Here is a 22,547-nt window from a genome sequence, read left to right on the forward strand (position 1 = left end):
TCAAGAGGGCATGTTGTGCCGGGTGTGCAACCCGTGCTCCCAGTCGCTCTCGGTGCGCAGTAGCACCGTGACGACGGAGCCGGTCGCGAAGTTGTAGACGACCGCGCAGGAGCCGCGCTGGTGGACCCGCTCGTGCGGGTTCCCCTGGTTCCCGCCGTAGGTGACCTCCGGCTCGCTCGCGCAGGCCAGGACCTCGTCGACCGGGAAGCCCAACTCGGCGGCCCGGCCGCGGGCGTGGAGGGTGAGGCGGGCCGGGCCGTCGGCGGCGGGGCGCAAGGCGGGCGGAGTGTTCGCGCTGCGCCGGGCGGCGCGCTCGACTGCACGGCGCAGATCGCCGGGGGTAGCGGCGGAGCGGCGGTCGGACATGGTCGGCATGGTTCCCCCTCAAGGTCGTTTTTACATGTATAAATATATCTTCTCGGGCTGACAGTCACGCCCCGGTACCGCCGGGCATGCCGCCGGCCAGGCCTTCACCGCGCCCCGATGCCGGGCGCTGTCCACAGCGAACGCGCCCGACTCTGGGACGCCGCGACCCCCGAACGCCCAGGAGACCCCGTGCTTTTCCGTCGAACCCGAAGCGGCCCCGGAGCCAGCGCCCAGCGCAAGGCACGCGAGATCCGCGCCGCAGAACGCCGCGCCCAGCACCGGCGCGCCCTCTGGGCGGTGCCCCTGCTGAGCGTCGCTGCCGTCGGCGCCGGGTACGCGGCGCGAAACGTCGGACACCGCTTCGCGGTGGCGCTCGGAATCGCTCTCGCGCTCGGGGGCATGCACCGGCTGTACCGCAACGGCGGCAGCACCTGGGCCCGCGGCGCGGCCGGCGAACGGGCCACGGCCCGCATCCTCGCCCCCCTCACCTGGGCGGGAGGCATCGCCGTGCTGCACGACCGTGCGATACCCCGGTCAAAAGCCAACCTCGACCACTTGATCATCGGGAACCGAGGGATGATCTACTGCGATTCCAAGGCATGGAAGTGGAAGGCCACGGTACGTGCGGGCCAGTTGTACAGCGGCGCCCACAACCAGAGCGAGAAGCTGCGGACCGTGAAATGGGAGGCCCGACAGGCGAGCCAGGCTCTCGGGTACCCGGTCCGTCCGATCATCGCCGTCCACGGCGCGCCGGTGCCCGACGGCATCGTCGAGGTCGACGGGGTCCTGGTGATCGAGGCGGCCCGGCTTCGCGGCTACCTGCGAAGCCTCCCCAGGGTCCCCGGCTGGACCCGGGCCGACACCGCTGCCGAACGCAGGCGCGCAGAGCGCATCCTGCCACCGGCGGTCTGAACTCCGGGCCCGTCACCCTGGCCGACCGCGCAGGGATGTGCGGGCGGCCACTAGGCCGAACTGGAGCTCCCAGAGCTACCCCGCGCCGGGGACCGCAGGTGCCGCGCCGTTCAGGAGCGCGAGGATCTGCCGGGCGAGAGCCAGCGGGACACCCGTGAGGCGCAGATCCGCCGTCGCGTTCAGGCGCACCTGGACGCGACCCGACGCATACGGCGGCTCGCCCTGCTCGCCGGAGAACGAGCCGGAGCACCTCTCGTCATCCCAGGCATGGCAGCGCAGGCAGGGCTTCCACCCGCGCCGCCATCCCCTCGGCTCGGGCGATCCAGAGCCTGCGGTCCTCCGCAGCCCCGGCCGCGGCGGCCGGCAAGGCGGCTGAGTGGCCGGGCAGCAGCCGGCGGCGGATCTCGCCGGCGATGGCCCCGGCCGACCTGCGCGCGGACACACCGATCGAGAAGACCTCGCTTCCCGAGCATCGGCCGGCATCCTCCGTAGACGGTCAGCCTGTCCCGCTGCTGATCCCTGGACGTGAGCTGCTCCAGACGCAGCACCATCCCTGAGGGGATGGTGCAGGGTGACAGCACGGCCGTCGTCGCCTTCCGCCGAGTGCCACCAGCCCGGTGCACCGGTGGCGATCTCGTCGAGACGCGACAGCACGGCCCAGAGCATCGAACCGGGACTCGGGTCCGGCAGGGGAGCCGCTCGCGTCAGGCCTCGTCGACGGCGTCCGTGGATGCCGGAGCCGGGGCGTTCTTCCAGGGGTGGGACGTGCTGGCGGCGCGGTAGGGGAAGGCGGCATGGACGGCCCCGGGCCAGTCGATGTCCTTGTCGGGTCTGGCGGCGGCGTTGGTGCGCCAGCTCTGGCCGCCGGTCTCGTCGGACAGGAGGGCTTCCTTCAAGCACTCCCCGCAGACGTTGTCCGAACCGCCATCCTCGCTCTGCCGGGGGTGGACCACGGAGTGCCGGTACATGGCCTCGCGCAGGAGTCGCGGCCAGTCGACGGCGTCCGCGACGCGGTGAAGTATGGCGGTTGCGGCATCCTCGACGGAGTCCAAGACCTCGGCAGGGATGGTGTCGTACGAACGGGTGCGGTAGTTCCACTGGTGGCTGCCCACGGCGTCCTGGGCGAGGACGAGGATGACGGCCAGGCTATTGGGAACGGGTACTCCCGGAGGTGGTTGGGCGGCGGTCCCGCCGGTCAGGCCGCACTGAGCAGGCCCGCGACCGAGAGGCCGATGGGGGTGAGTGCCGGCACGGGGTGCGGGCTCTCTGCTTCGGCCCGGTCGTCAGCGGCGGTGTGGGACTTGACAAGGCGCAGTTCCACCAGGGAGGCGTACGTCTGCCAGGCAACGCGGATTTCGGCCAGGCGGTGCGTCGCGAGCGCTGCAATGGTCGCGCGTTGGGAGGCGGTCAGAACGCTGGCGCGGCCCAGAGGGGTGATCAGGCAGGGGGCGATGAGGCCGGGTGCGAGTGCTTGGGAGACGGGCAGCGGCGCGCCGTCGGCTCCCAAGCGTGCCACCAGGCCGCTCTCCAGCATCCGCGCGAGCAGAAGAGGGGAGACGGTGTCGGGGAGCACTCCGTCCTCCCGCTTGGACGCGGTGCGCAGGTGGCTGGCCTCCCGGGGCGAAGGTGTCGGGTCCATACTCCACTCCTCCGGATGGCTGTTCGTAAAGTGCCTCAGGCCGAGCGCCCGCCGGTTCGGCGGGCGCTCGGCCTGAGCGGCTGGCACGGTGGCGTGCCAGCGGGTGCGCGCCCGGGGACCGGGCTGCCGAGGGGGCGGGCCGAGCCCCGGACGCGGCTTGTCGGAGGGCAGCTTCGGACCGAGAGTCCCTCCAGGTCATCAAGCACGAGGCGGCGGCTGACTCGAAGCGCCTGAAGTACACTCAAATAGCGCTTAATGACATAATGAGTGTATCACGGGTAGTTGCCGCGGTCCAGCCCGCGCGTTCGAATCCCTGCTGACAGCCCGTGCTGCCGGGCGCGTGCGATATTGGGCCCAGCCGCGCGGCCGGCGTTGCCGAGGGGTGCGCTTCACCTGCGCAAACACCAAAATGCGGGACTCGTGTCAGTCCGAGAAGATATATTTATACATGTAAGTCGCGCTCCGCCGAGCACCGTCGCCAGCGGCCTCAAGAGCCTCGGCAGCGAAGGGCTGGAGCCAAGTGCGGCAGAGCGTCGGATGCCCTTTTGCCGCCGCCCCGTCGAGCCGCTCGCCGAAACCCAGGTCGACCTCTCCGACGCCGCCGGACCAGCAGGCCGCAACCGTCCGACGGCACTGTGCACCGCTCGGAGAGCCGCGCGCGGCTTGAGGCCGCCCTACCGCGCCCATGTCCACCCCGAAAACCCGTGGAGACGTCGTTGCTTCCCACCTCGGACCTCATCGCCGATGCCAGGCGGCAGGCCGACCTGGCCTGCCATTCGGGAAATCAGGCGCTCCACCAGGTACTCGGACTCCTCATCGGCCGCCTTGAGCGGCAGGAGGCCGAGCTTGCCGTCGCCCGGACAGACCCGGTCACGGCCCTGCCCACCCGCAGCCAGTGGACCGCGCAGGCCCAGGACGCGATCGCTTCCGAGGCTGGCGGGCACATCGTCGTCATCGTCGACCTCGACGACTTCAAGCCGGTCAACGACCGATTCGGCCACCAGGCCGGGGACTACGTCCTGGCCGAGGTCGGCGAGCGGCTGACGCGCATCGCGGGAGCGGGCAGGGCGGCGCGCATCGGCGGCGACGAGTTCGCACTCCTGATGGCCTGCCGGGGTCGAGGGCTCGACGCCATCGCCGCTGCCCTGACCGCGCGGCTCGCCCAGCCCATCGACTGGCAGGGGCGCAGCCTTGCCGTCGGTGCCTCCGTCGGTGCCGCAGTCGTACGGGGGTGCTCCGCCCAAGCGCTCTCCGCCGCGATGTCCATCGCAGACAAGCGGATGTACGCGGCCAAGGGGCACGGCAGGCGTGGACGCGGAGCAGCGCTGACGGAACACCCCGCCCGCAAGGGAGGCAGCCCGCTTCGGCCCTGGCACACAGGCAGGCGCGCTCGCGCACGCACGCTCCGGGCGGCGAACCGCGCTGTCAGCCCATAGCGGCACATCTGCACACGCAAGTAGGAGGGGACCATGTTGCTCTTGCTCATCGACCCGAACGGCTACCAGGTGGCCGCGCGCTCCGTCGAAGCCTCCAGCCGGGGACAGACCGCCGCCGAGCTGGCAGAGCTGGCCCGGGCGGAAGCGGCGACATGGCGGGACATCATGTCCGGACACGCCGCCCGCCTCGGAGGCCCCGCCACCGCCAACGGGCGGACCATGCACGAGCGTGCCCTGCAGTTCCGGGCCGAGAGCTATCGAATCGTGCCCCAGGGGTAGGATGCGGCCGGCTCAACTGCGAGAAGCTATATTTATTGATGTAAATGCTCGCCTGCCGTACGGAGCCCGCCCGATGTCCCATGTTCCCGCCGAAGCCGTTGCCGCCGAACTCCTCAAGGCCGGCAAGGCGGTGACACGCGCACAGATCGCCGCAGCCACCGGGCGCACCATCCACTCCGCCCGGAAGTGGACGTACGAGGTCCAGGATTTTCCGGAGCCCCTCCCCGCCGCGTACAGGACGGCAGAGTCCAAGTTCCCTGCAGGAGAGGTGGCGAACTGGTATAGCAACAACCCGCGGTCGCGTGACGAACCCGGGCCCCACAGACACCCAGCACGCGCCGCTGCGAAGGCTCTCCCCGACACGGATGCTCGGGTTTCCGTCAAGGAGCTTGCCGATGCCCTCAACGTCTCCGCATCCGCCATCGACCAGTACGTCCGTCTGTACACATCCGAGACCACTGACGACCCCTTCCCCTCCAAGGGCCGTGACAGGAAGCGAAGCCTCTCCGAGGTGCGGGACTGGCTGCTGCGCGCCGAGAGCCGCGCGCGAAAGCCGGGACGCCGACCGGACCGCGACGACCTCGACCTCACGCCTCGGCAGCGACAGGCGCTGGAAGCCGTCAAGGCGTACAAGGCCAGAGGCGGCGAGGTGACCGCAGGCTGGCTCGCCGGCGAATTCGGCGTGTCGCTGGGTGTCGCCTACCGGTTGCTGCAAAAGATCCGTGGGCTCTACTAACAGGCGAACCTGTCGGCCAGCCGACCCTATGCTGGGGGCTGAGCGCGGCGTGCCACCCAGCTGCGCCGTCGGTCGCTGCCCAGTCCGGCGCGTCGCCTTCCTGTGCCCGGCCGACGATGGCAAGCGTCTTCGCGCCGGTGGTCGGCTCGGTCGAGCAACTCCTGCCCCGCTGCCCGGTTGCGCCACGGTGCTCTTCGCCCAGGGCAGGGGACAGGGTGCTGACCTGCAGTCCGCTTGACCGACCGGGCACGGGTGCCCCCATCCCTCCGTCCGCCGGTCGGCCGTCCACCGATGCCAGAGCCCGCAGGTGGCTTGATCGAAGTTCGACGGGGCGGGGGAAATGGGCCCGACCGGAGATGAGCTGGTGGGTCAGCGCAGGTGCTGTACGAGCGCCGCTTCGACGTCGTGGGCGACGTTCGTACGCGCCTGCACCTCGGCATCGACGACGTCCGACGAACGCCACCCGCCGATCCCGTAGTCGTCGCGCTCGGCTGCCCGCTGGGCCGGGCCGGTGATGTCCAGAACTGCAAGAAGGGCTTCCTCCAGCTGCTCGCGTGAGGCGGTCGCTACCAGGCCCTCGAAGTCGATCTGGCGGTCGGACATGGTTCCCCCGAGGCGGTGTCGATGGACTCTTCATGGCTGTGCATGAATCGGACTAAATGGGCTTGATGGCCCAGTGTGGGGCAAATCCCATGTAAGTGTATCGCAATGCTTCCAGTTTGTACACTTATATGACTTTTGCGGGTGGCGGCCGCGCCTGTCCTCGTCGGGGCGGGAGCGCCTCCGGGGCCGTGCTGCTGGTGGGGTCGCACGGGTGGCCGGTGTTCGACGGGCATCCAGCGCGTACGGGAGCGGGTGGTGCTTGCTGCGCCCCGCCGGGTCCCGCCGCGGTGACTGCCGGGCCCGGGCTCGGGTGGCGCTTGCTGTGTCCCGTCGGTGACTGGCGGGCCCCCGGCGCGGGGTCCCGTGCTGCTGCGGGCCCCCGCCGCGGTGGCCGCGGGGTCCCGCCGCGGTGACTGGCGGGCCCGGGCTCGGGTGGTGCTTGCTGCGTCCCGTGCTGCCGCGGGCCCCCGCCGCGGGGTCCTGCCGGCCGGGCGGGTCCGGGTCGGGCCGGGCGGGTCCGGGTCGGGTCAGGGTAGGAGGCCGGTCTCGTGGGCCGAGGTCAGGTAGGTGGCGAACAGGGTGCTGATGCGGGTGTAGAGGGCCTGGTGGTCGAGGTGGCGGGGGTCGGGAACGGACACGAACGCGGTGTTCTTGACGCCTGCCCGTGAGGTGAGGGGGCCCGGGAAGTCGGTGGTGTCGCCGAAGACGGTGAACACCCAGAAGATCGGGAGGTCCTTCGCGGCGGTCAGTGTCGTCTTGGCGGCGGCTTCGTCGGTGGGGTGCCCGTCGGTCTGGAAGAGGACGAGGGCGGGGCCGGCCGCGCCGTGCTCGCGGTGGTGGTCGATGACGGCGTCGATGGCCGGGGTGTAGTTGGTGCGGCCCATGGGGCCGAGCTGCCCGTGGGCGGTGTCGATCAGGCCGGCGTGGTTGTCCGGGTCCAGGACGGTGGTGGCGTCGAGCCCGGTGGAGAAGAACACCACCGGGACCCGGCCGTCGCCCAGGGCTGCGGCCAGCGCGAGCGTGTGCTCGCCCAGGCGCCGCATCGTCCCGTTGTCGTAGTGGTCGAGCATGGACTTGGAGCGGTCCAGTACCAGGTACACGGCGGCGCGCTGCCCGGTCAGGTGGTTCGCTGCGAGGGCGGCCCGCGCCGCTTCGGTCAGCGCGGCCACGTTCCCGCCCGGCCGGAGGGCGTCCGGCACGGCAGGGGCGCAGGCGGGCGCCGGGCGGCGGGACGCGAAGAGCTTTCTGAGCATGCGGCGGGTCCGATCGTCGAGAAGGGGGTGTCGGCGGGTGCCGGGCTACACGGTGGACCGGCCGGCCTGTGGACAGCGGTCGCCGTCCGCCGGGACGGCCGCCCGGCGGTGCCCGTTGCGCCAGGGCGGCCGTTTCGGTGGCGTCCGTGCGCTCCGCCGGGTGTTGCCGCCCGGAACCGGCGTGGCCGGCCGGGAGCAGGAGGCGCGGGTGTGGCGGGCCCGGGCGCGCCGGTTCCTCGAGGACGGCCGCGCCGCCTCCGCTGGGCCGCTGCCCGGTCCGTGGAGGTCGTCGTCACCGGTGCCGGCGACCGGGCGGGGCGGCTGGGGGCTGGAGGGCGCGGCGGGAGCCAGGCGCCCGGCTCTGGGCGGTGGCGACCGCTCACGCCACCGCGGTGCAACCTCGGTGCCCGGCCCGGGCACCGCCCAGAGGGCGCGCCGGTGCTGCTGCCCGGCGGCCGGGCCGGCACCCGCACCGCCCCGCCCCGGCCCGGGGTGGTGCGGTTGCTTCCCGGTGAGGCGTCGGTGCTGCCGCGTCCCCGTTCTGCTCTCCGGGCCCCTGCGCCGGACCCGCCCCTGGCCGCTGTCCGGGTTGTCCTGGGTGGTGTTCGTTCTCGGTCAGGAAGAGGCCGGGAGGCCGGGCCGCCGCGTCCGGTCCGTCTGCTCGTTCGCGTCGTGCGGGTCCTGCCCGTCCGGGCTGCCGGTGCTGCCGACCGCCGCCCGGCTGCTTGCTGCGCCTGGCCGTCCGCCCGGTCGCGGCCGCCTCCCGCCCGCGCCGCCCGTCCGCGCCGCGCCGCCTGCCGCTCGCCCGCGACGTGCCGTGCTGCTCGCTGCTCGCTGCTCCCGTCCGCGCCGCGCCGCGCCCGGCCTGCCGCGCCGTCCGCCGCGCCGGGTCGTGCTGCTCCCGGCCGCCCGCCCGCGCCGTGCCGCCCGCGCTGTGCCGCCCGCCCGGTGACCGGCCCGCCTCCCGTCCGCGCCGCCCGTCCGCGCCGCGCCGCCTGCCGCTCGCCCGCGCCGTGCCGCCCGCGCCGTGCCGCCCGCGCTGTGCCGCCCGCGCTGTGCCGCCCGCGCTGTGCCGCCCGCCCGTGCCGCCCGCCCGGTGACCGGCCCGCCTCCCGTCCGCGCCGCCGTGCCGCCCGCCCGCCCGCCCGTGCCGCCCGCCCGGTGACCGGCCCGCCTCCCGTCCGCGCCGCCGCGCCGCGCCGCCGCGCCTGCCGCCCGCCCGCCCGTGCCGTGCCGTGCCGCGCCGTACCGCGCCGGGTCGTGCTGCTCCCGGCCGCCCGTCCGCGCCGCGCCGCCGCCCGCCGCCCGGTCCCGGCCGCCGCCCGGCTGCTCGCTGCGCCTGGCCATCCGCCCGGTCCCGGCCGCCGTCCGCGCCGGGTGGTGCTTGCTCCCGCCCGCCCGCGCCGCGCCGCCGCGCCTGCCGCCCGCGCCGCCCGCCCGTGCCGTGCCGTGCCGTGCCACCTCCCGGCCGTGCCGCCTCCCGTCCGCGCCGTCCGCGCCGCGCCGCGCCGGGTCGTGCTGCTCCCGCCCGCCCAACCGCCTCCCGGCCGTGCCGCGCCGCCTACCGCCCGCGCCGCCTCCCACCTGGTGACCCGCCCGTGCCGCGCCGCGCCGCCGCGTCGCGCCGCGCCGGGTATCGGGCCGTTCGTCCGTTTCATCCACCGCTCGGGCTGTCCCGGGATGTTCCCGCACTTATCTGGGGTTCCGGGGCCGTCCGAGCAGGTCAGCGGGGATCTGGAGCTGTAAGGCATGTACCGAAGTTGGCCCGACGGTGTCGGCCGTCCCGGTAGCCTGCTGGCGGGCCGTGCGGTGTGTCGGTCCCGGACTGCTGACGGCCGCGACCGGCAGCATCAACGTCCTGAGGGTGCCCCGCATCAACGCCCGCCTCGCAGCAGACTGTCCCGGTGCCGTCCAGTGGCCCGGATCGCGGGCCGGCCACCAGCAAGGACACCCCGATGGTCAAGAACCACGCTCGGAAGAACGCCGCCCGGGCCCGGGCCGCCGAGACCGGCGAGAGCCACCAGGCCGCCGTCGCCGCCGTCCGCAAGCGGTCCTCCCTTCTGCCGCCGCCCCCGACCGCTGAGGAGATCCTCGCCGAAGGACGGGCGACGATCGTCGCCGCGCTCGGCGACCTCGCCGAGCAGACCACCCACCCGCGGCGGCGCAGCCTGTACCTGGAGCTTCAGCGGGAGGTCGAGGCGTCCGCGACGTTCGCCGACCTGCGGAGGGCCCGGGGCACTTTCGCGTACCGCCAGGCAGACGGGTACTGGATGGACCGCTGGAACGCCCTGTCGGAGAGCTCGGTCGAGTCCTACGACGAGCACCTGCGCGGTATCAACCGGTGCTACTGGGCGCGGCGGGTGATGTACGAGTGGGTCTGGCCCGGCGAGTGGGACAAGCACCTACTTGCCTGACGAACCTGCGGATATCTGTAAGGCACGGACCGATCAGGCCCACTTGCCATACGTGCCTTACAGCTCCCGAGCACCCAAGATAACGGGGGTGTCCCGCGGTGTCCCGGGAGTGTCCGGGGTGTGTTCTTGCGCGGGGAGCGGTGAGGAGGACGGGCCGGTCCGTGGTTGTCCGCGGTGGAACCCGCTCAGCTACGCCGGTCCGGGACCGTACCGGCTGCCGCTCGCGCCGCCGTGCCCGGCGTTTCCCGTGCCGGGCCGGTGTGCCGGTTCGGGTGGTTTCCCCCGGATACCCCTCAGGGCGGGGACCCCGCCTGCTAGAAGTGGACCGGTGCGCCACCCGGATGCCCCTGCGGCCGGGTGCCCGCACCCGACGGCAGCTGACGGGGAAGAGGACACGGTGACCCGCACCAACGACAGCGCCCCCGCGGCCGGCCAGCTCGCTGTTGACCAGCTCGCCGTCCACCTGCGCTCGCTCGGCTCCGGCGGTCTTGCCCGGCTCCTGGCCGACCGGCCCGACGCGTGCACCGAACCGGCCCCCCGCACCGTGCACGAGCTCGCCGAGCGCCTCCTGCGCCCCGGCAGCGTCCAGCGGGCCGTCGCCCGGCTGTCCCTGCCGTGCGCGCAAGTGGCAGAGGCGCTCGCCGCGCTGCCCACGCCCTGCCCGCGGCCGCTGCTCGCCGCCGCCCTCGGCGTCCCCGAGGACCCGGGCACCCCGCCGGACGGCGACGAGGTCACCCTCGACCAAACCCTGGAGCGCCTGGCCGGGCTGGGCCTGGCCTGGACGCTCCCGCCCGCCCCCGCCGGCCCGGAGCACCTGGCCGCCGCGCCGGCCCTGCGCGGCGCCTGGGACAAGCCCCTGGGACTGGACAACCCCCTGACCGGGTTCGAGACCGTCGTCGGCAACCTGCGCGGCGACGGCCTCGACACGGCCCTGCACGCGCTCGGCCTCGAGACGGCGGGCGACGAGCAGGAGCGGCGCGCGGTCCTGCTGGCCCACCACCGCGACCCCGACCGGGTGCGGGCCCTGGTCGCCGCGGCGCCCCGCGCCGCCCAGGACCTCCTCAAGCGCCTGGCCGAGCAGAACTCCCCGCGCTACGGGGTCCTGGGCGGGGACAGCAGCGGCGACGACTGGGCCGCCGAGCGGGCCCTGCTGTGCCGCGGCGAGCACCCCACCGGGCCGGGAGGAAGGTTCGCCTTCTACGGGGAGCGGGACCAGGAGGTGCCGGCCGAGGTACTGATCGCGCTGCGCGGACCCGCGCCGGCCGCGCCCTTCCACCCCCGCCCGCCCGCCCCGGCGCCCGCCCCGCTCGACGCCCGCGCGGTGGACGCCGCCGCAGCCGCCGCGGCGGCCGCGTTCCTCGACCGGGCGGCCGCGGTGCTGCGCGTGTGCGCCGAACAGCCGCCGCAGCTGCTGGAGGACGGCGGGATCGGCCTCCGGGAGCTGACCCGGATCACCAGGGCCGCCGGCTGCCCGCCCACCGCGGCGCGCCTGGTCCTCGAGTGCGCCCAAGGGGCCGGCCTCCTCGCCCGCGACGGCGACCGCGTCGCGGCGACCACCGCCTACGACCCGTGGACCGAGCTCCCGCCGGGCGGCCAGTACGCCCGCCTCGCCCTCGCCTGGCGCACGATGCGCTCCACCCCCACGCGCACCGAACTGATCTGCGACCGCTGGCCGGGCCGGGACACCGGACCCGAAGGCCTCATCGCGCCGCTCGCCGGACAGGTCGACTGCGACGGCTGCCTGGCCACCCGCACCGGCCTGCTCACCGCCCTCGCGGCGCTGCCCGCCCGCCGGGCCCTGGACGCCGCCGGCGACCTGGTGGGCGCGGCCGTCGACCTGGTGGCCTGGCACGTCCCGGCCGCCCTGTCCTGCGCCTGCACCTACCAGTTCCTCCCCACCTTCAACCGTCAGCGCGAGCGCGACCACGACATCCGCGCGCTCGCCCCGCTGGTCGGCGAGGCCCAGCTCCTGGGCCTCCTCGCCCTGGACGCCCCCACCCCGCTGGCCCGGGCGGTCCTGCCCACCCGCGGGAACCCCGCACAGCGGGAGCGGGAACTGGCCCGGCTCGCGGAGGAACTGCTGCCCCAGTGCGACACGGCCACACTGGGCCCCGACCTGGACCTCGAAGCCGACGGCTTCCCCTCACCCCGGCTCACCGCCCTCCTCGGGCAGGTCGCCGACCGCGCCGCCGGCTACCGACCCACCCGCTGGCACCTCACACCGGCCTCGCTGCGCCGCGCACTCGACGGGGGCCTGCCGCCCGCCGGCATCGAGCAGCTCCTGCGGGACGCGGCCCGCACCGCCGGCATCCCGGCCCCGATGGCCGACCTGATCCGGCAGGCCGCCGCCGACCGGGACCGGGTGCGCCTGACCACCCCCGCCAGCGTCCTGACCTTCCACGACCCCGCCCAGCTCACCGCCGCCACCGTCGACCCGCGCCTGGCCCACCTCGGCCTGCGGACGCTGGCGCCCACCGTGGCCACCAGCGACCTGCCCGGCCACTCCGTTATGGCTGCGCTCCGCGGAGCCGGCCACACGCCCGTGCTCGAGGGCCGCACCGCGGCGGTCCGGCTCGACGTGCCGCCCGCACTTCCGCGCCCGCGCCGCCTCGGCCCCGCGGCCGGGCCCGCGGTGCGGCCCCGGCAGAACACCGGCCTCGTCGACGGCACCGCCGTCGACACGGCCGGCCTGGCCGAGCTCCTGCTCCGTGGCGGCGAGCAGCCGGCCGCCGCCGTGCTCTGCGCCACGGAGCAGGTCCTCGCCCGGGAGGCTCCCCACCTCGACCCGCCCGCGGCCCGCCGCCTCGCCCACGCCCTGGAGCGGGGGACGGGCGCGTCCCTCACCTACGCGACCGGGCGCGAGGCCACCCAGGCCGGGACCGCGACCTACCACCTGCGCGACCTGGAACTCGACCCGCCCTACCTGTACGGCAGCGCGGGCGGCGAGGACGAGGAGGATGTGCAGAGTTTCCACCTGTCCCGCATCCGCGACGTCGACACCGAAGCCGCCCTGCGACCGGCCTGACCCGACGCGCACCCGACCGGCGGGCCCGCCGGGACACCGGCCGGTCAGGGCCCGGCCTGGAGACGGCCGGCCACGTGCCGCAGTCCCCGAGGCCGGCTCCGATCGCTGTCGGCTGGAACCCCGACAGCGCAGCCCCTCCGGCCACTGCCGGGAGGCCTGCGACCGCGCAGTCCGCCATGGTCCGGCCGCCCCGCCTGCGGCCGTTGCCCACCGGCTGCGAACCGACATCGAGGCCGACAGCCGCCGCCCCGGCCAGGGGACAGCGCCCGCAGCCCCGCCCGGCGGGCGGCCAGGCCGCGCCTTCCGAGAGAACGGCGCCCAGCCGGTGCCGGGACGCCGCGCACACGCCCCGCCGCGCCCGGCGCACCCCCGAGAAGCCGGGCCGGGCCCGGGCCTGCCGGTGTGCTGCGGGCCCGGGTCCGGGGCGGGTGGAGGCGTTCTAGGGCTAGAGGTGTCGGGGTTTCTAGGGCTGGGGCCCCGCCGGGGGAGGGGCCCTCGGCGGGGCGGGAGGAGCGGCGCCGGCCGGGGTGGGAGGGAGCGCTGTGGGCCCGGGTGCCGGCGGGCGGCCGGCGGGGGATGGGAGAAGGAGGCCGACGGGGGCGGGGGAAGGGCCGGCGGGGGGCGGCCGGCGGGGGATGGGAGAAGGAGGCCGACGGGGGCGGGGGAAGGGCCGGCGGGGGGCGGCCGGCGGGGGGTGGGAGAAGAAGGCTGGCGGGGGCGGGGGAAGGGCCGGCGGGGCGGCCGACAGGGGGTGGGGGCCTGGGTGTGGCGGTGGGCCGGGGCGGACCCCGGGGAGCCGTCCGGCAACGGGGCGCCGGACGGGCAGCAGATGCGCTGCGGGCGGTTCCCGGGCGCCCCGGCACCGCGCCGGTGCCGGGGCCGGACGGAAGTCGGCGGGCGGCGCTCTCCCGGGGTGTCGGCGCCGGGACCGGCGCGGGGTGGCTCGCCGGTCCCGGCGGCCCCGTGTTCGCAGGCGGGCCCAGCACCCGGGTGCGGCCGGGCTGAGGGCAGGTCCACGGTGTCGGCGGCGCCCCGGGGTGTGCCGGGTGCCTGTGAGGGCCCTGCCGGCCCAGACGCTGGGTCCTGCCCGCTCACCGCCGCGGTGTCCGCCCCAAGCGGTGATCGCCTGGCACGGTATCCGGCTCCGCACGGCGGCGGCGCGGTGAGCGGGTTCACCGGTGACGGCCGCGGCCGGTACGCCGACCGGTGACCGGTAACTGGCGGCCGACCGGTAACCGGTACGCCGGCCGGTAACCGGCGGCCGACCGGTAACCGGTACGCCGACCGGTGAGCGGTGACCGGCGGGGGCGCCCGCCGCTCACCGGTGGTGCTGCCGGTGACCGGCGGGCGGGCTCACCGCCGGTAGCGCTGTCAGCCACCGGGCCCGATACCGCCGGCCTCGGCCGCCGGTTGCCGACAGGGCCGGTGAGCGCTGCGGCGCGCCGGGTACCGGCGGACGGGGCGCGCCGGCCGTCCTGCCACGGGCCGGCCGCCGGACCGGCGCCGGGTCGGGGCGGATGTGCGGCGGCGGCCGCCGGGCGGGGGCGGGGCGGGATGCTGCCCCGGGCCCTGGCGACCCGGGGGCGAAGCAGGCTCTCGAGGAACTCGTCCTGCCCGTCCGCGGCGCCCCCGTCCCGCCCCGCTCCCCTCCCCCGGGGAGCGGGGCGGCCCCTTCCCGCGGGCGGGCCGGGGCGTCTAGGGCTGCGACCGAGCCCTGCCTCGAGAGGGCCCAAGGCCTTGCGGCGACCGGGCAAGGAGGGTCTAGGGCACCCTTGCGCCCGCTCACGGCCGCCGTTCGGCCGCGCGTGTCCCCCCGCGTGGCGCCGACCGTCCCCGGGACGCACTCGCGGGCGCCGCCCGCAGTCGGCGGCCCTGCTCCTGCTCCTGCGCCGCCCGCCGCCCGGCCGCCCCCGCCCGGGTGACGGCGGGCGGGCGGCGGGCGGCCGGCCGAGGGTGTCCTCGACCGTCCTGCGGTACGGCCACGCCGAGGGGCGCTGCCCCTGCCGGCCCGGAGCCGCCCGGCCGCCGGTCACCGGGCTCGGACCGGTGACCGTCCTCGGCGGATACCGGTCCTGCGCGGATGCGGGATACCGCCGTGCCCGCGAGCCGCCGCCGGGCTCGGAACCCTCGGCTACCGGGTGCTGGGAGCGCCCGGTTACCGGCCGGGGGCCGCTCGCTGCTCCCGCCGCTCACCGGGCTGCCCCTGCGCCGGGCAACAGACCGGTATCCCGCGGCCCGGGCAGAGTGGCAGCCGGGTTCGGTAACCGTCCGCTCCGGCTGTCCGCGCCGCGGGTGCGGCGGTTACCGTCCGGGGTACCCCGGTGAGCCCGGGCGGCGGCTGTACGGTCGCAGGGTGAGCAGCGAACCCGCCCCCGCCCCGGTCCCGCCTGCGGGAGGGTTCGTCCAGGCGCTCGTGGAGGGCGCCGTCGGGGAGGTCGTGCGGACGGCGTCACCGGACGCGGTCGAGGACCTGGTCGCCGGGCTCGAGGAGTCCGGGCTGCTGTGGGACGGCGTGCTCGCGCTCCTGGGCCCGCTGGCGGCGAGGCCCGCGCACGGTTCGCAGGAGCGCGGCGGGCGCGGCCGGGCGGCGTGGACCCCGGACCGGGTCACCCTCCTCACGTACACGCTGGGGGCGGCGCTTCGCGACCGGGGCGTGCAGGCGGCGCGGGAGGAGTGGGAGGGCGCCGAGGAGCGGGTGCGGCGGGCCGCGGCCGCGCAGATGCTGATCACCTACGCCTTCTGCGTCGGCGGCCACGGCGTGCGCCTGGGCCCCGGGGAGACGGTCCGGCTGCTGCGCGCCGCGGTGCCCGTCACCTGGTAGCGGCCGGGCGCCCGGCGACCGGCCCCTGCCGCGGCGGGCCGGCCCGGGACGGCGGGCTCCACCGGTTGGGGGCCGGTCCGGGACGCGGCTCTTGCCGGCCGGCCCCGTGAGGGGCGCCCGGTCGGCTACGGTGGTGCCGGCGAGCTGAACGCCCATCCTGCTGTCGTGCGCCCACGCCGCGCGAGTCCCGGGAGAAGGTCCTGCGGGATCCAGAGCTGTGCACCGGTCGACCCCGTTCCCTTCCACCGGCCGACGGCGTGGGCACCAGGGCCGGTTCCAAGGAGACGATCATGACCCGGCGCAGCACCCTGCAGCAGCAGGCCAGGGACCTTCAGGACCGCGAGGACCTCGGCTACCACGACGCGCTCAACCGCGTCCGGCAGCACGTACCCGCAGGCGGCGCCATCGTCGTGAGGTCCTCCACCCTGATCGCCGTCGAGTCGGGCGACGACCGGCGCTGCGGCACCTGCTTCAAGACCGTGGCGAGCGAGCGGTGGGCCGTGCACCTGCCCGACGCGCGGGCCGGCGACGGCGGCCCGTTCATGCTCTGCGCCCCGTGCGCGAAGGCGATCGGCGCGGCGGCCGCCCGCATCCCGGCCGGACCCGCGCCCGACCCGCAGGACCGGGTCCTGGCCACGTACCGGCCCGCGGCCGGGCAGGTCGTGGCGTACCTCTCGCACGACAGGATCCACCTGCTGTGCCGCGCCCACGCCCCCCACACCCCGGACGACTTCCTGCCCGTGACCGCCGGCGAGCTGGACAGCTGGGGGCCGGGCTTCCGCTGCGCCGGAGGCGGGCGGGACTGCAGCGTCTGCGGCCTGGACGCGATGGCCTGCTGACGCGCCCGCCGCCCGCCGCCCGCCGCCCGCGGGCGGCGGGCCGTCCACCGCGCCGGGTACGGCCCGGGCGTGCGCCGTGAGCGGCGGCCCGCCGGGGCGGGCTCGCCGGTTCGAGGAACCGGTGGCCGTTTCGGGGTTCGGAGGCCGGAGCCGGGCGGCCTGCTGCAGGGCGGCCGCCGCGGTGCGCGGGGGCTTCGGCCCGGCGCCTCCGGCTCCGTGCGGCGCCGGTGTCCTGCCTCGTGGAAGTGCGGGTTCGTTCCGGGCCCGGCGCCGGCCGCGCTCCCAGGGGCCCGGGCGAAGGCCCTACGCTTCCAGGACGGCCCGCAGGGCTTCGGCGGCCGCTTCGGGGAGCGGTGGCGGTGACCGTGCCGTGGAGCTGCTCGATTCCCCAGCCGGCGGCGGCCAGGGCCGCCACGCACCCGGACTTCATCTCGGCGCCGCGCGTCCAGGCGCCGCGCGCGCTCCTCGGCCACGCGGTTGTGGGCCTCCCGGCTCCTCGCGGCGGCCTCGCGTTCGGCCGGGGACAGGCCGGCGGGCCGGACGGGCAGGTGCGGCTTGTCGGGCCGCACCTGCGCGTCCAGGCCCAGCTCGAAGCCCTGGGCGGTGGTGACACCGCCGCGATCGTAGGCGGCGGGGGTGCAGCCGGCGGACACCAGGACCAGGGCGGCCTCCTGGTGCAGGGCCCTGCAGAAGGCGTAGGGGCCGGCGTGGCGGGCCGGGTTCTTCCAGGGAGCGGGCATGGGCTCACTGTCGTGCGCCCGCCCCGGGGCGGGCGGGCTGTTGTACAGGTACAGGACGGGCCGTTGTACAGGTACGGGGATGGCGTGCCGGGCGCACCGCGGGTGAGGGGATGCCCGCCGGGGCCGGACGGGCTGCGGGGCCTGCTGAACTGCCGGTCCCGGACGGGCTGTCCGGCGGCCGGGCGGGCGGGGCGGCGCACTCGGCGTCCGTGCGACTGCCGGGCCCTGCCGCGCTCAGCCGCCGCTCCTTCGCTGCGTCGCGTCCGGCTCTGCGGCCGTCACGGCGGCCACGGGCGCGGCCTTGATGCGGGGCCAGGCGGCGCGCTGCGGGCCGGTGCTGCGCATCGTGTCGCGCTCGCAGTACGCGACCGTGCCCTGGCGGCGGGCGCCGGCCAGGAGCCGGTGGGCTGCGGCGCCGGCTTCGGTGGCCAGGATCTGCCGGCTGTGCGGCCCGTCGTCGACCAGGCGCACCAGGCCGCGTACCCACAGGTCCGCGACCCGGCGGCGCTGCACCCGGCCGGAGGGCGACTGCAGGTCGTCGGGGTGGAAGAGGCCGGTGGCGTTCTCCCACACCCGGCCACGCACCGCCTCGCCCAGCACCTGGTGCTGGGCGAGGGAGAAACCGAGCGCGCGGGCCTGGGCGATGTGGTCGTCCGTCAGGGCGCCGACGGCCGATCGGTGCTGCCGCGCGTGCGACCGGGCGGCGCACTCGGCCTCCGCGCGGTACTCGAACGAGCCCGGCTGTCTCACCCAGCCCCCGTCGTGCCGGGAGCACTCCACGCCCCACTCGTAGGAGTTCACGTCGTAGTCGAGGACCCGTACGAAGTCGGGCAGCGGGCCGATCCCGTCCGGCCGCAGCCGCTCCTCCAGCAGCCGCGCCCGGGCCGCCGCCGTGCTCTCCCCGGGCGTCGCCGCCACGGCCGGCCGCAGGGGCCGCGCCGGGCCGCCGGGCGGGCCCGGCGCGCCCAGCTCGACCACCGGCCCCACAGAGCCGGCGGCGATCAGCGCGGCGGCCTCCCGCTCGACCGCGTACCGGGCGACCTGCGGCCACAGGCCCTCACCGTCGGCTCCGACCGCGGCGCGCAGGGCCTGGGCGAGCCGGCGGGTGCCCTGGTCGGCTGCCTTGATCATCACCAGTGATCGGGACGTGAGCCCCAGCGCGAGGAACCGGGCGGCGGAGCCCGCCAGCGCGGGCAGCCCGGGGACGGCTTCGGCCAGATCGTCCGCGGCCGGGCCGTCCGCGCCGGCGTCCGTGCCAGCGCCCGGGCCGGCCAGCCACCGGGCGATGCGCGTCCACGTGGCGGCGTCGGCCGTGCGGGCTGCGGTGTGCAGCGCGGCCGCGGCCTTCCCCTCGGCCGCTTCGGCCGCCCGGCCGCGGCCTGCGGCCCGTGCGGCTTGGGCCGCCCGGAGCCACTTGGCCGCGGCCGGGACGGCGACGTCCAGCGGGGCCTCGTCGGTGAAGACGTTGCCGGCCATCTCGCGCGGGTCGAACGCCCCGGCGATCTCCGCGATCCCCAGCGGCCCGCCCGCCCCGCGGGCGGGCGCCGGCACGGCCGCTGCGGACTGCTGCTCGACGGCCCCGGCCGGCACCCCGTGCGCCGGCGGCGCGTGATGGTGGCCGGGCTGCGGCTGGGGCGGCGCCGTCCGGGCCCGCTCGCGGCGGCGCGCGGCGAGGCCGGCCAGCACCCGGGGGGAGGCGGTGGCCCGCAGCCCGTACGCCTCGCTCCCGCGGGCGCCGGTGCGGGCCACACCCCACCGCGCGCGCCGCAGCACCCGGGCCCAGCGGGCGAGGTCCCTCTCGTGTTCCGCCTCCGACCGCACCGGCGCCTTGCGCAGGATCCGCACCCACACGCCGTCCCGCGCCGACGCCCGCACCTGGAACCCGGCCCTGCCGGTCGGGCCGGGGCCGGCCGCGTCGAGGTCCACCTCGCCGGCCGCGGCCAGCAGCTCACGCACCGCCTCGGCGGCCGCGAGGCGCTGCTCCTCACGCGCCGCCGCGCCGCCGCCCTGTCCGGCCGGGACCGGGGCCGGGGCCGCGGCCAGGCCGCCGTCCTGACCGACCTCGCAGGGCGCGAGCGCGTCGGCGTCCTCGGGGACCTCGGCGTCCTCGGGGTCCTCGGGGCGGCGCCGGTTCCCGCGGCAGGCGACCGGGGCGGTGTAGGCGCCGCCGGCGCCGGCCGCGCGCGCCCGGAGGGCGGCGAGGGCCTCGGCGCTGCTGCTGTACGTCCCCTGCAGGCTGGCGGTGAGCCGGCACGCGCAGTTGACATGCAGGTACGAGCGCTTGGCGGTGGAGCCGCCGGGCCGCCGCACGGTGCGGGAGGCGACGCGGACGATGTCGGCCGGCTGCGCCTGGCCGGGGGTGGTGCGGCCGTGGACGATGACCGCGTGCCCGGCGGAGCGCCGTACCTGGAAGCGGGCGAGGCGTAGGGCGTCCTCGACGGCGTCGAGCTGCTCGGCCCAGTGCCGCTGTTCGGCCTCGTCGGTGCGGCGCGGGCCCGTGCGGGTCCCGTCCGCGTGCACGACCATCGGGCGGCCGTCGTTGCCGCTGTGGGTGGTCCACCAGCCGCAGCCGGCGTCCTCGGCGCCCGGCAGGCCGGCGGCGGCCAGGGCGGCGCCGATCGCCTCCGGGGTGGTGGCGGCATAGGTCTGGATCTCGGCCCACAGCCGGTGGAGCTCGGCGGCCAGGCGCTCGGCGTTGGCGGCGCAGAGCACCAGCGAGCGGCGGGTGAGGTTCAGGGCCGGTCCGGTTCGGCGGCCCCGGCCGCCGAGGTAGAGCTCGACGGTCCCCTCGGGGTTCTCGATCACCACCTCGACGCTCTCCTCGACGGTGCCGGGCACCACCGAGACGACGGCGCCGGCGGGCGCGCCGGGGACGGTCAGCCGGGTGTCGCCGGCGGGGCGGAGCTCGACCAGGGCGCCGGCGGCGATGGCGTCGGTGATGCGGCGCCCGGCGGCGCCGGCGGGCGCCAGGCCCAGCAGCGGGGCGATCCTGCGGGCGGCCTCCGCCCGGGTCATCAGATGGCCGGCGGGCAGGTGCCGGTAGGCCGCGGTGAGGGCGTGGGCGGTGGCGCGCGTGTCGTTCATGGTGTCCCTTTCTCGGGTCGTGGTGCGGGGCGCGGCCGGGCACCGGGGCCTTCCGCGGCGTCCGTGCGGGCCGCTCGGCGCCGCGGTGGTCAGACGCCCGGGGCAGGGGGTGAGGCGGGGGCGGACGATCTCAAGGCCCGGGTCGGTGCCGGGCCCCCGGGAAGGCTTCGGCCCCAGCTCGCGGGGGCTTCCGCCCGGTGTGCGCGGTGCGGGCCGGGGACGGCCTCGGTGAGCTCCCCGTGGACGTCGGCCAGGTGGTGCCCGTGGCGGCCTGCATCTCGGGCACCGCGCCCTTGCTGCCGCTCCTGCCGCTCCTGCCGGTGTGCGGTGATGTGCGGTCCGTCGCGCCGCGCGCCGTGGTCGCGGCCCCGGACAGGGCCGGGACCGGCGCGGGGTGGCTCGCCGGCCCCGGTCCGGCACGCCAGGTGCCGGTGCCGTTCGGGCCGTGCCGGCTTCTCCCCCGGCCTCGTCGATGTCGGCGGCGGGAGCGGCAGCGGGCGGCCTGCCGGATTGCGCGGCGCCGTGCAGGTGCCGCGCGGCCCCTCTCGTGGAAGGGGGCCCGCGGCGGCTGTGGCGGCGGCGCGCCCGGCAGGCGGCGCGGGGGTCATGCGGCGCGGGGGCCAGGCGCTCAGGCGGTAGGGGTGTTCTCCGCTGCGCGGATCCAGTCGGCGGCTTCGGCGGGAGTCGTGAGGCGGGCCGCGGTGCGGCCGCTGTCGCGGTCGATCACCCAGTAGCGGTCGGGTCCGTGCATCGCGTCGGCGGTGTGGGTGAAGTAGCGGCCCCGCTCGCCCTCGTCGCGGGTGCGGATCTTGTTGACCGCCACATGGTGGCGGCCGCGCAGGTCGCGGGTGCGGTACCAGCCGCGCAGGCCGTGCGCGGCGGCGTAGGCGTCCAGGCGGGCCGCGTGCAGGGCCTGCTCGTCGGGGCCCAGGCGGGCCGCGATCGTCTCCGCGCCGGCGAGGGCGAGCATGACGTCCAGGTGGTCCGCGCCGACGCGTTCGCGGTGCACGGCGCGCATGGCGGCGTCGTGCGCCGCGATGCGGGTGCGGGCGTCCAGGTGGTCCTGCATGGAGGCGGCCGACCAGGAGTCGGCGCTGTCGCGGTCCGGCGCGGGCGGCGGCGCGGGCAGCGGGGTGAGGACGAACGCGGCGGGCTGCGCCGGGGCGTCGGCGGCCTGTGCCGGGGCGGCGCGGCGGCGCCCGCGCGGCGGGTTCCTGGGGGAGGTGGCGGGCACGGTGGCGCTCCTGGGGGAGGGTGTCGTCGGGGCGGCACGGTCAGTTCGGGACGGGCCCGGACCTCGGTGCCGTGCGGGAGCGGTGTCCGGGCGGTGCGTTCAGGGGGTGCGGGTGAAGTCCTCCGGGCCGGACGGCCACAGGGCGGTGACCTTCTGGGCGCGCAGGAGCGCGGCGAGGCCGGCGTCGGGCCCGGTCGGCATGAGCAGGACGCGGCGCGGTCGCGGCCGGAAGTGGCGCGCCTGGTCGTGGAGGCGGCCCAGCGCTTCCCAGACGGCCGGGCGGGCGAGGGTCGTCAGCGTGGCCAGCACCTCGTTGCGCGTGTGATCGAGGAGTTCGACGTGCCATGAGGTCAGGCTGTCGGCCGGGGTGATCCGATATCCGGTGACGTCGCACTGGTGGATGTGCCGCGCGTGGAGTTCGTAGTCCCGCAGCAGCTTCGCGGCCGCCTCGTGTCCCGGCGTCGGGGCGGTGCCGGTGGGGATGCCGGGCTCGGTGCGCCGGAGGCGGAGCCTGGCGGCCGTGGCTTCGACGGGGGGCAGCGTGTGCGGGGGTCCGTCCAGGGGCGTGAGCCGGAAGACGACGGTGCGGCGCACCTGCAGGGGCTGGCGGGGGTCGGCGGGTGCTTCGGCGTGGGCGACGGGTCGCTTGCGCGCGAGGCGGTACTCGCCGACGTACTCGACGGTGCCGTCGTCCCCCGGGCGAAACAGCCGCAGGGCGCGCTGTTCGGCCTCGTGCCGCAGGACGGTGCCGTTGCCGTGGGTGAGCACCTGGTCGGTGCCGTCGGTGCCGCCCTCGCCGCCGAAGTGGACGTGTTCGCCGCTCCAGCCGTCGAACCGGCCCGCCGCGGTGGCGGGGGCTGCGAAGAGCAGCACGTTCGGGCTGGACTTCGACGGGCTGATGCGCGGCTTGGGCCTTCCGCCGAAGCGGGCGTGGACGTCGGCGCGGGGCAGGCGTGTTCCGGGGGCGAGATCCCAGGTCATCGTGGACGGCTCCTGTGGGCGGGGCTGGCGCGGAGGGGGCGGGTGTTCACCGCGCCCGGGTGGGCGGGCCGCGGGGCGAGAGGGCGGACAGCGCCGGGGCGGGGTGCCGGGCGCGTGCCCGCCGGTTCGGGGGCGTTCGGTGGGAGTGCTGCGGGGCTGGCCCCGGTCGGGGCTTGGCGGGGAGC

The 22,547-nt window shown here is 76.7% G+C and carries 17 protein-coding genes; 9 read left to right on the top strand and 8 right to left on the bottom strand.

Features of this window, described 5'->3' with window-relative positions:
• Window positions 1–366 (bottom strand): hypothetical protein, encoded by a 366-nt coding sequence (locus ACIP60_RS31910; RefSeq protein WP_400691159.1) that lies wholly within the window; start codon window positions 364–366, stop codon window positions 1–3.
• 189 nt (window positions 367–555) lie between these two features.
• On the opposite strand from ACIP60_RS31910, the gene ACIP60_RS31915 reads away from it, so the two are divergent.
• Window positions 556–1,278, top strand: coding sequence for a nuclease-related domain-containing protein (locus tag ACIP60_RS31915; RefSeq protein WP_400691162.1), 723 nt, complete (start codon window positions 556–558; stop codon window positions 1,276–1,278).
• 704 nt (window positions 1,279–1,982) lie between these two features.
• On the opposite strand, the gene ACIP60_RS31920 is transcribed toward ACIP60_RS31915, so the two are convergent.
• Together ACIP60_RS31920 and ACIP60_RS31925 are read right to left on the bottom strand one after the other, a co-directional pair.
• Window positions 1,983–2,390: a hypothetical protein gene (locus ACIP60_RS31920; RefSeq protein ID WP_400691165.1), complete on the bottom strand. Its 408-nt coding sequence runs from the start codon at window positions 2,388–2,390 to the stop codon at window positions 1,983–1,985.
• 83 nt (window positions 2,391–2,473) lie between these two features.
• Entirely contained in the window at window positions 2,474–2,917 is a 444-nt protein-coding gene (locus ACIP60_RS31925) for a hypothetical protein (RefSeq protein WP_400691167.1), read from the bottom strand.
• A 704-nt stretch (window positions 2,918–3,621) separates the two neighbouring features.
• Between ACIP60_RS31925 and ACIP60_RS31930 the strand changes: the two genes are divergently transcribed.
• The 3 genes from ACIP60_RS31930 (at window position 3,622) to ACIP60_RS31940 (ending at window position 5,368) form a co-directional block, all read left to right on the top strand.
• Window positions 3,622–4,353, top strand: a complete 732-nt coding sequence (locus ACIP60_RS31930; protein WP_400691170.1) for a GGDEF domain-containing protein — start codon at window positions 3,622–3,624, stop codon at window positions 4,351–4,353.
• Window positions 4,354–4,386: 33 nt separating this feature from the next.
• On the top strand, window positions 4,387–4,632 hold the full coding sequence (locus ACIP60_RS31935; protein WP_400691173.1) for a hypothetical protein: 246 nt from the start codon (window positions 4,387–4,389) through the stop codon (window positions 4,630–4,632).
• A 73-nt stretch (window positions 4,633–4,705) separates the two neighbouring features.
• The gene (locus ACIP60_RS31940; RefSeq protein WP_400691176.1) at window positions 4,706–5,368 is read left to right on the top strand and encodes a hypothetical protein; all 663 of its coding nucleotides are present in this window, start codon (window positions 4,706–4,708) and stop codon (window positions 5,366–5,368) included.
• A 369-nt stretch (window positions 5,369–5,737) separates the two neighbouring features.
• Here ACIP60_RS31940 and ACIP60_RS31945 read toward each other — a convergent pair whose 3' ends face one another.
• Both ACIP60_RS31945 and ACIP60_RS31950 read right to left on the bottom strand, forming a co-directional pair.
• Window positions 5,738–5,971 carry a hypothetical protein gene (locus ACIP60_RS31945; protein WP_400691179.1) on the bottom strand — a complete coding sequence of 78 codons (234 nt, stop codon included), beginning with the start codon at window positions 5,969–5,971 and terminating at the stop codon, window positions 5,738–5,740.
• 527 nt (window positions 5,972–6,498) lie between these two features.
• On the bottom strand, window positions 6,499–7,224 hold the full coding sequence (locus ACIP60_RS31950) for a VWA domain-containing protein (RefSeq protein ID WP_400691182.1): 726 nt from the start codon (window positions 7,222–7,224) through the stop codon (window positions 6,499–6,501).
• A gap of 725 nt (window positions 7,225–7,949) precedes the next feature.
• Between ACIP60_RS31950 and ACIP60_RS31955 the strand changes: the two genes are divergently transcribed.
• From ACIP60_RS31955 to ACIP60_RS31975, 5 genes are all read left to right on the top strand, one after another.
• Window positions 7,950–8,324 carry a hypothetical protein gene (locus ACIP60_RS31955; protein WP_400691184.1) on the top strand — a complete coding sequence of 125 codons (375 nt, stop codon included), beginning with the start codon at window positions 7,950–7,952 and terminating at the stop codon, window positions 8,322–8,324.
• Between the two features lie 855 nt (window positions 8,325–9,179).
• Window positions 9,180–9,638 carry a hypothetical protein gene (locus tag ACIP60_RS31960; protein WP_400691187.1) on the top strand — a complete coding sequence of 153 codons (459 nt, stop codon included), beginning with the start codon at window positions 9,180–9,182 and terminating at the stop codon, window positions 9,636–9,638.
• 397 nt (window positions 9,639–10,035) lie between these two features.
• The gene (locus tag ACIP60_RS31965) at window positions 10,036–12,663 is read left to right on the top strand and encodes a helicase-associated domain-containing protein (protein WP_400691190.1); all 2,628 of its coding nucleotides are present in this window, start codon (window positions 10,036–10,038) and stop codon (window positions 12,661–12,663) included.
• Between the two features lie 2,353 nt (window positions 12,664–15,016).
• Window positions 15,017–15,484 (top strand): hypothetical protein, encoded by a 468-nt coding sequence (locus ACIP60_RS31970; protein WP_400691193.1) that lies wholly within the window; start codon window positions 15,017–15,019, stop codon window positions 15,482–15,484.
• A gap of 290 nt (window positions 15,485–15,774) precedes the next feature.
• Entirely contained in the window at window positions 15,775–16,323 is a 549-nt protein-coding gene (locus tag ACIP60_RS31975) for a hypothetical protein (RefSeq protein ID WP_400691196.1), read from the top strand.
• Window positions 16,324–17,297: 974 nt separating this feature from the next.
• Here ACIP60_RS31975 and ACIP60_RS31980 read toward each other — a convergent pair.
• From ACIP60_RS31980 to ACIP60_RS31990, 3 genes are all read right to left on the bottom strand, one after another.
• The gene (locus ACIP60_RS31980; RefSeq protein ID WP_400691198.1) at window positions 17,298–20,147 is read right to left on the bottom strand and encodes a hypothetical protein; all 2,850 of its coding nucleotides are present in this window, start codon (window positions 20,145–20,147) and stop codon (window positions 17,298–17,300) included.
• A gap of 628 nt (window positions 20,148–20,775) precedes the next feature.
• Window positions 20,776–21,381 (bottom strand): hypothetical protein, encoded by a 606-nt coding sequence (locus ACIP60_RS31985; RefSeq protein ID WP_400691201.1) that lies wholly within the window; start codon window positions 21,379–21,381, stop codon window positions 20,776–20,778.
• A 99-nt stretch (window positions 21,382–21,480) separates the two neighbouring features.
• On the bottom strand, window positions 21,481–22,362 hold the full coding sequence (locus ACIP60_RS31990) for a hypothetical protein (protein WP_400691203.1): 882 nt from the start codon (window positions 22,360–22,362) through the stop codon (window positions 21,481–21,483).
• Window positions 22,363–22,547 lie beyond the last annotated feature (185 nt).

Origin of the sequence: Kitasatospora sp. NPDC088783 (genome assembly GCF_044750705.1) — a bacterium.
GTDB lineage: Bacteria > Actinomycetota > Actinomycetes > Streptomycetales > Streptomycetaceae > Kitasatospora > Kitasatospora fiedleri.

Excerpts from the sequence above, each read along its gene's own strand:
- ACIP60_RS31910 (WP_400691159.1), bottom strand. The coding sequence starts at position 366 with ATGTCCGACCGCCGCTCCGCCGCTACCCCCGGCGATCTGCGCCGTGCA.
- ACIP60_RS31925 (WP_400691167.1), bottom strand. The coding sequence starts at position 2,917 with ATGGACCCGACACCTTCGCCCCGGGAGGCCAGCCACCTGCGCACCGCG.
- ACIP60_RS31935 (WP_400691173.1), top strand. The coding sequence starts at position 4,387 with ATGTTGCTCTTGCTCATCGACCCGAACGGCTACCAGGTGGCCGCGCGC.
- ACIP60_RS31940 (WP_400691176.1), top strand. The coding sequence starts at position 4,706 with ATGTCCCATGTTCCCGCCGAAGCCGTTGCCGCCGAACTCCTCAAGGCC.
- ACIP60_RS31945 (WP_400691179.1), bottom strand. The coding sequence starts at position 5,971 with ATGTCCGACCGCCAGATCGACTTCGAGGGCCTGGTAGCGACCGCCTCA.
- ACIP60_RS31950 (WP_400691182.1), bottom strand. The coding sequence starts at position 7,224 with ATGCTCAGAAAGCTCTTCGCGTCCCGCCGCCCGGCGCCCGCCTGCGCC.
- ACIP60_RS31960 (WP_400691187.1), top strand. The coding sequence starts at position 9,180 with ATGGTCAAGAACCACGCTCGGAAGAACGCCGCCCGGGCCCGGGCCGCC.
- ACIP60_RS31975 (WP_400691196.1), top strand. The coding sequence starts at position 15,775 with ATGACCCGGCGCAGCACCCTGCAGCAGCAGGCCAGGGACCTTCAGGAC.
- ACIP60_RS31980 (WP_400691198.1), bottom strand. The coding sequence starts at position 20,147 with ATGAACGACACGCGCGCCACCGCCCACGCCCTCACCGCGGCCTACCGG.
- ACIP60_RS31990 (WP_400691203.1), bottom strand. The coding sequence starts at position 22,362 with ATGACCTGGGATCTCGCCCCCGGAACACGCCTGCCCCGCGCCGACGTC.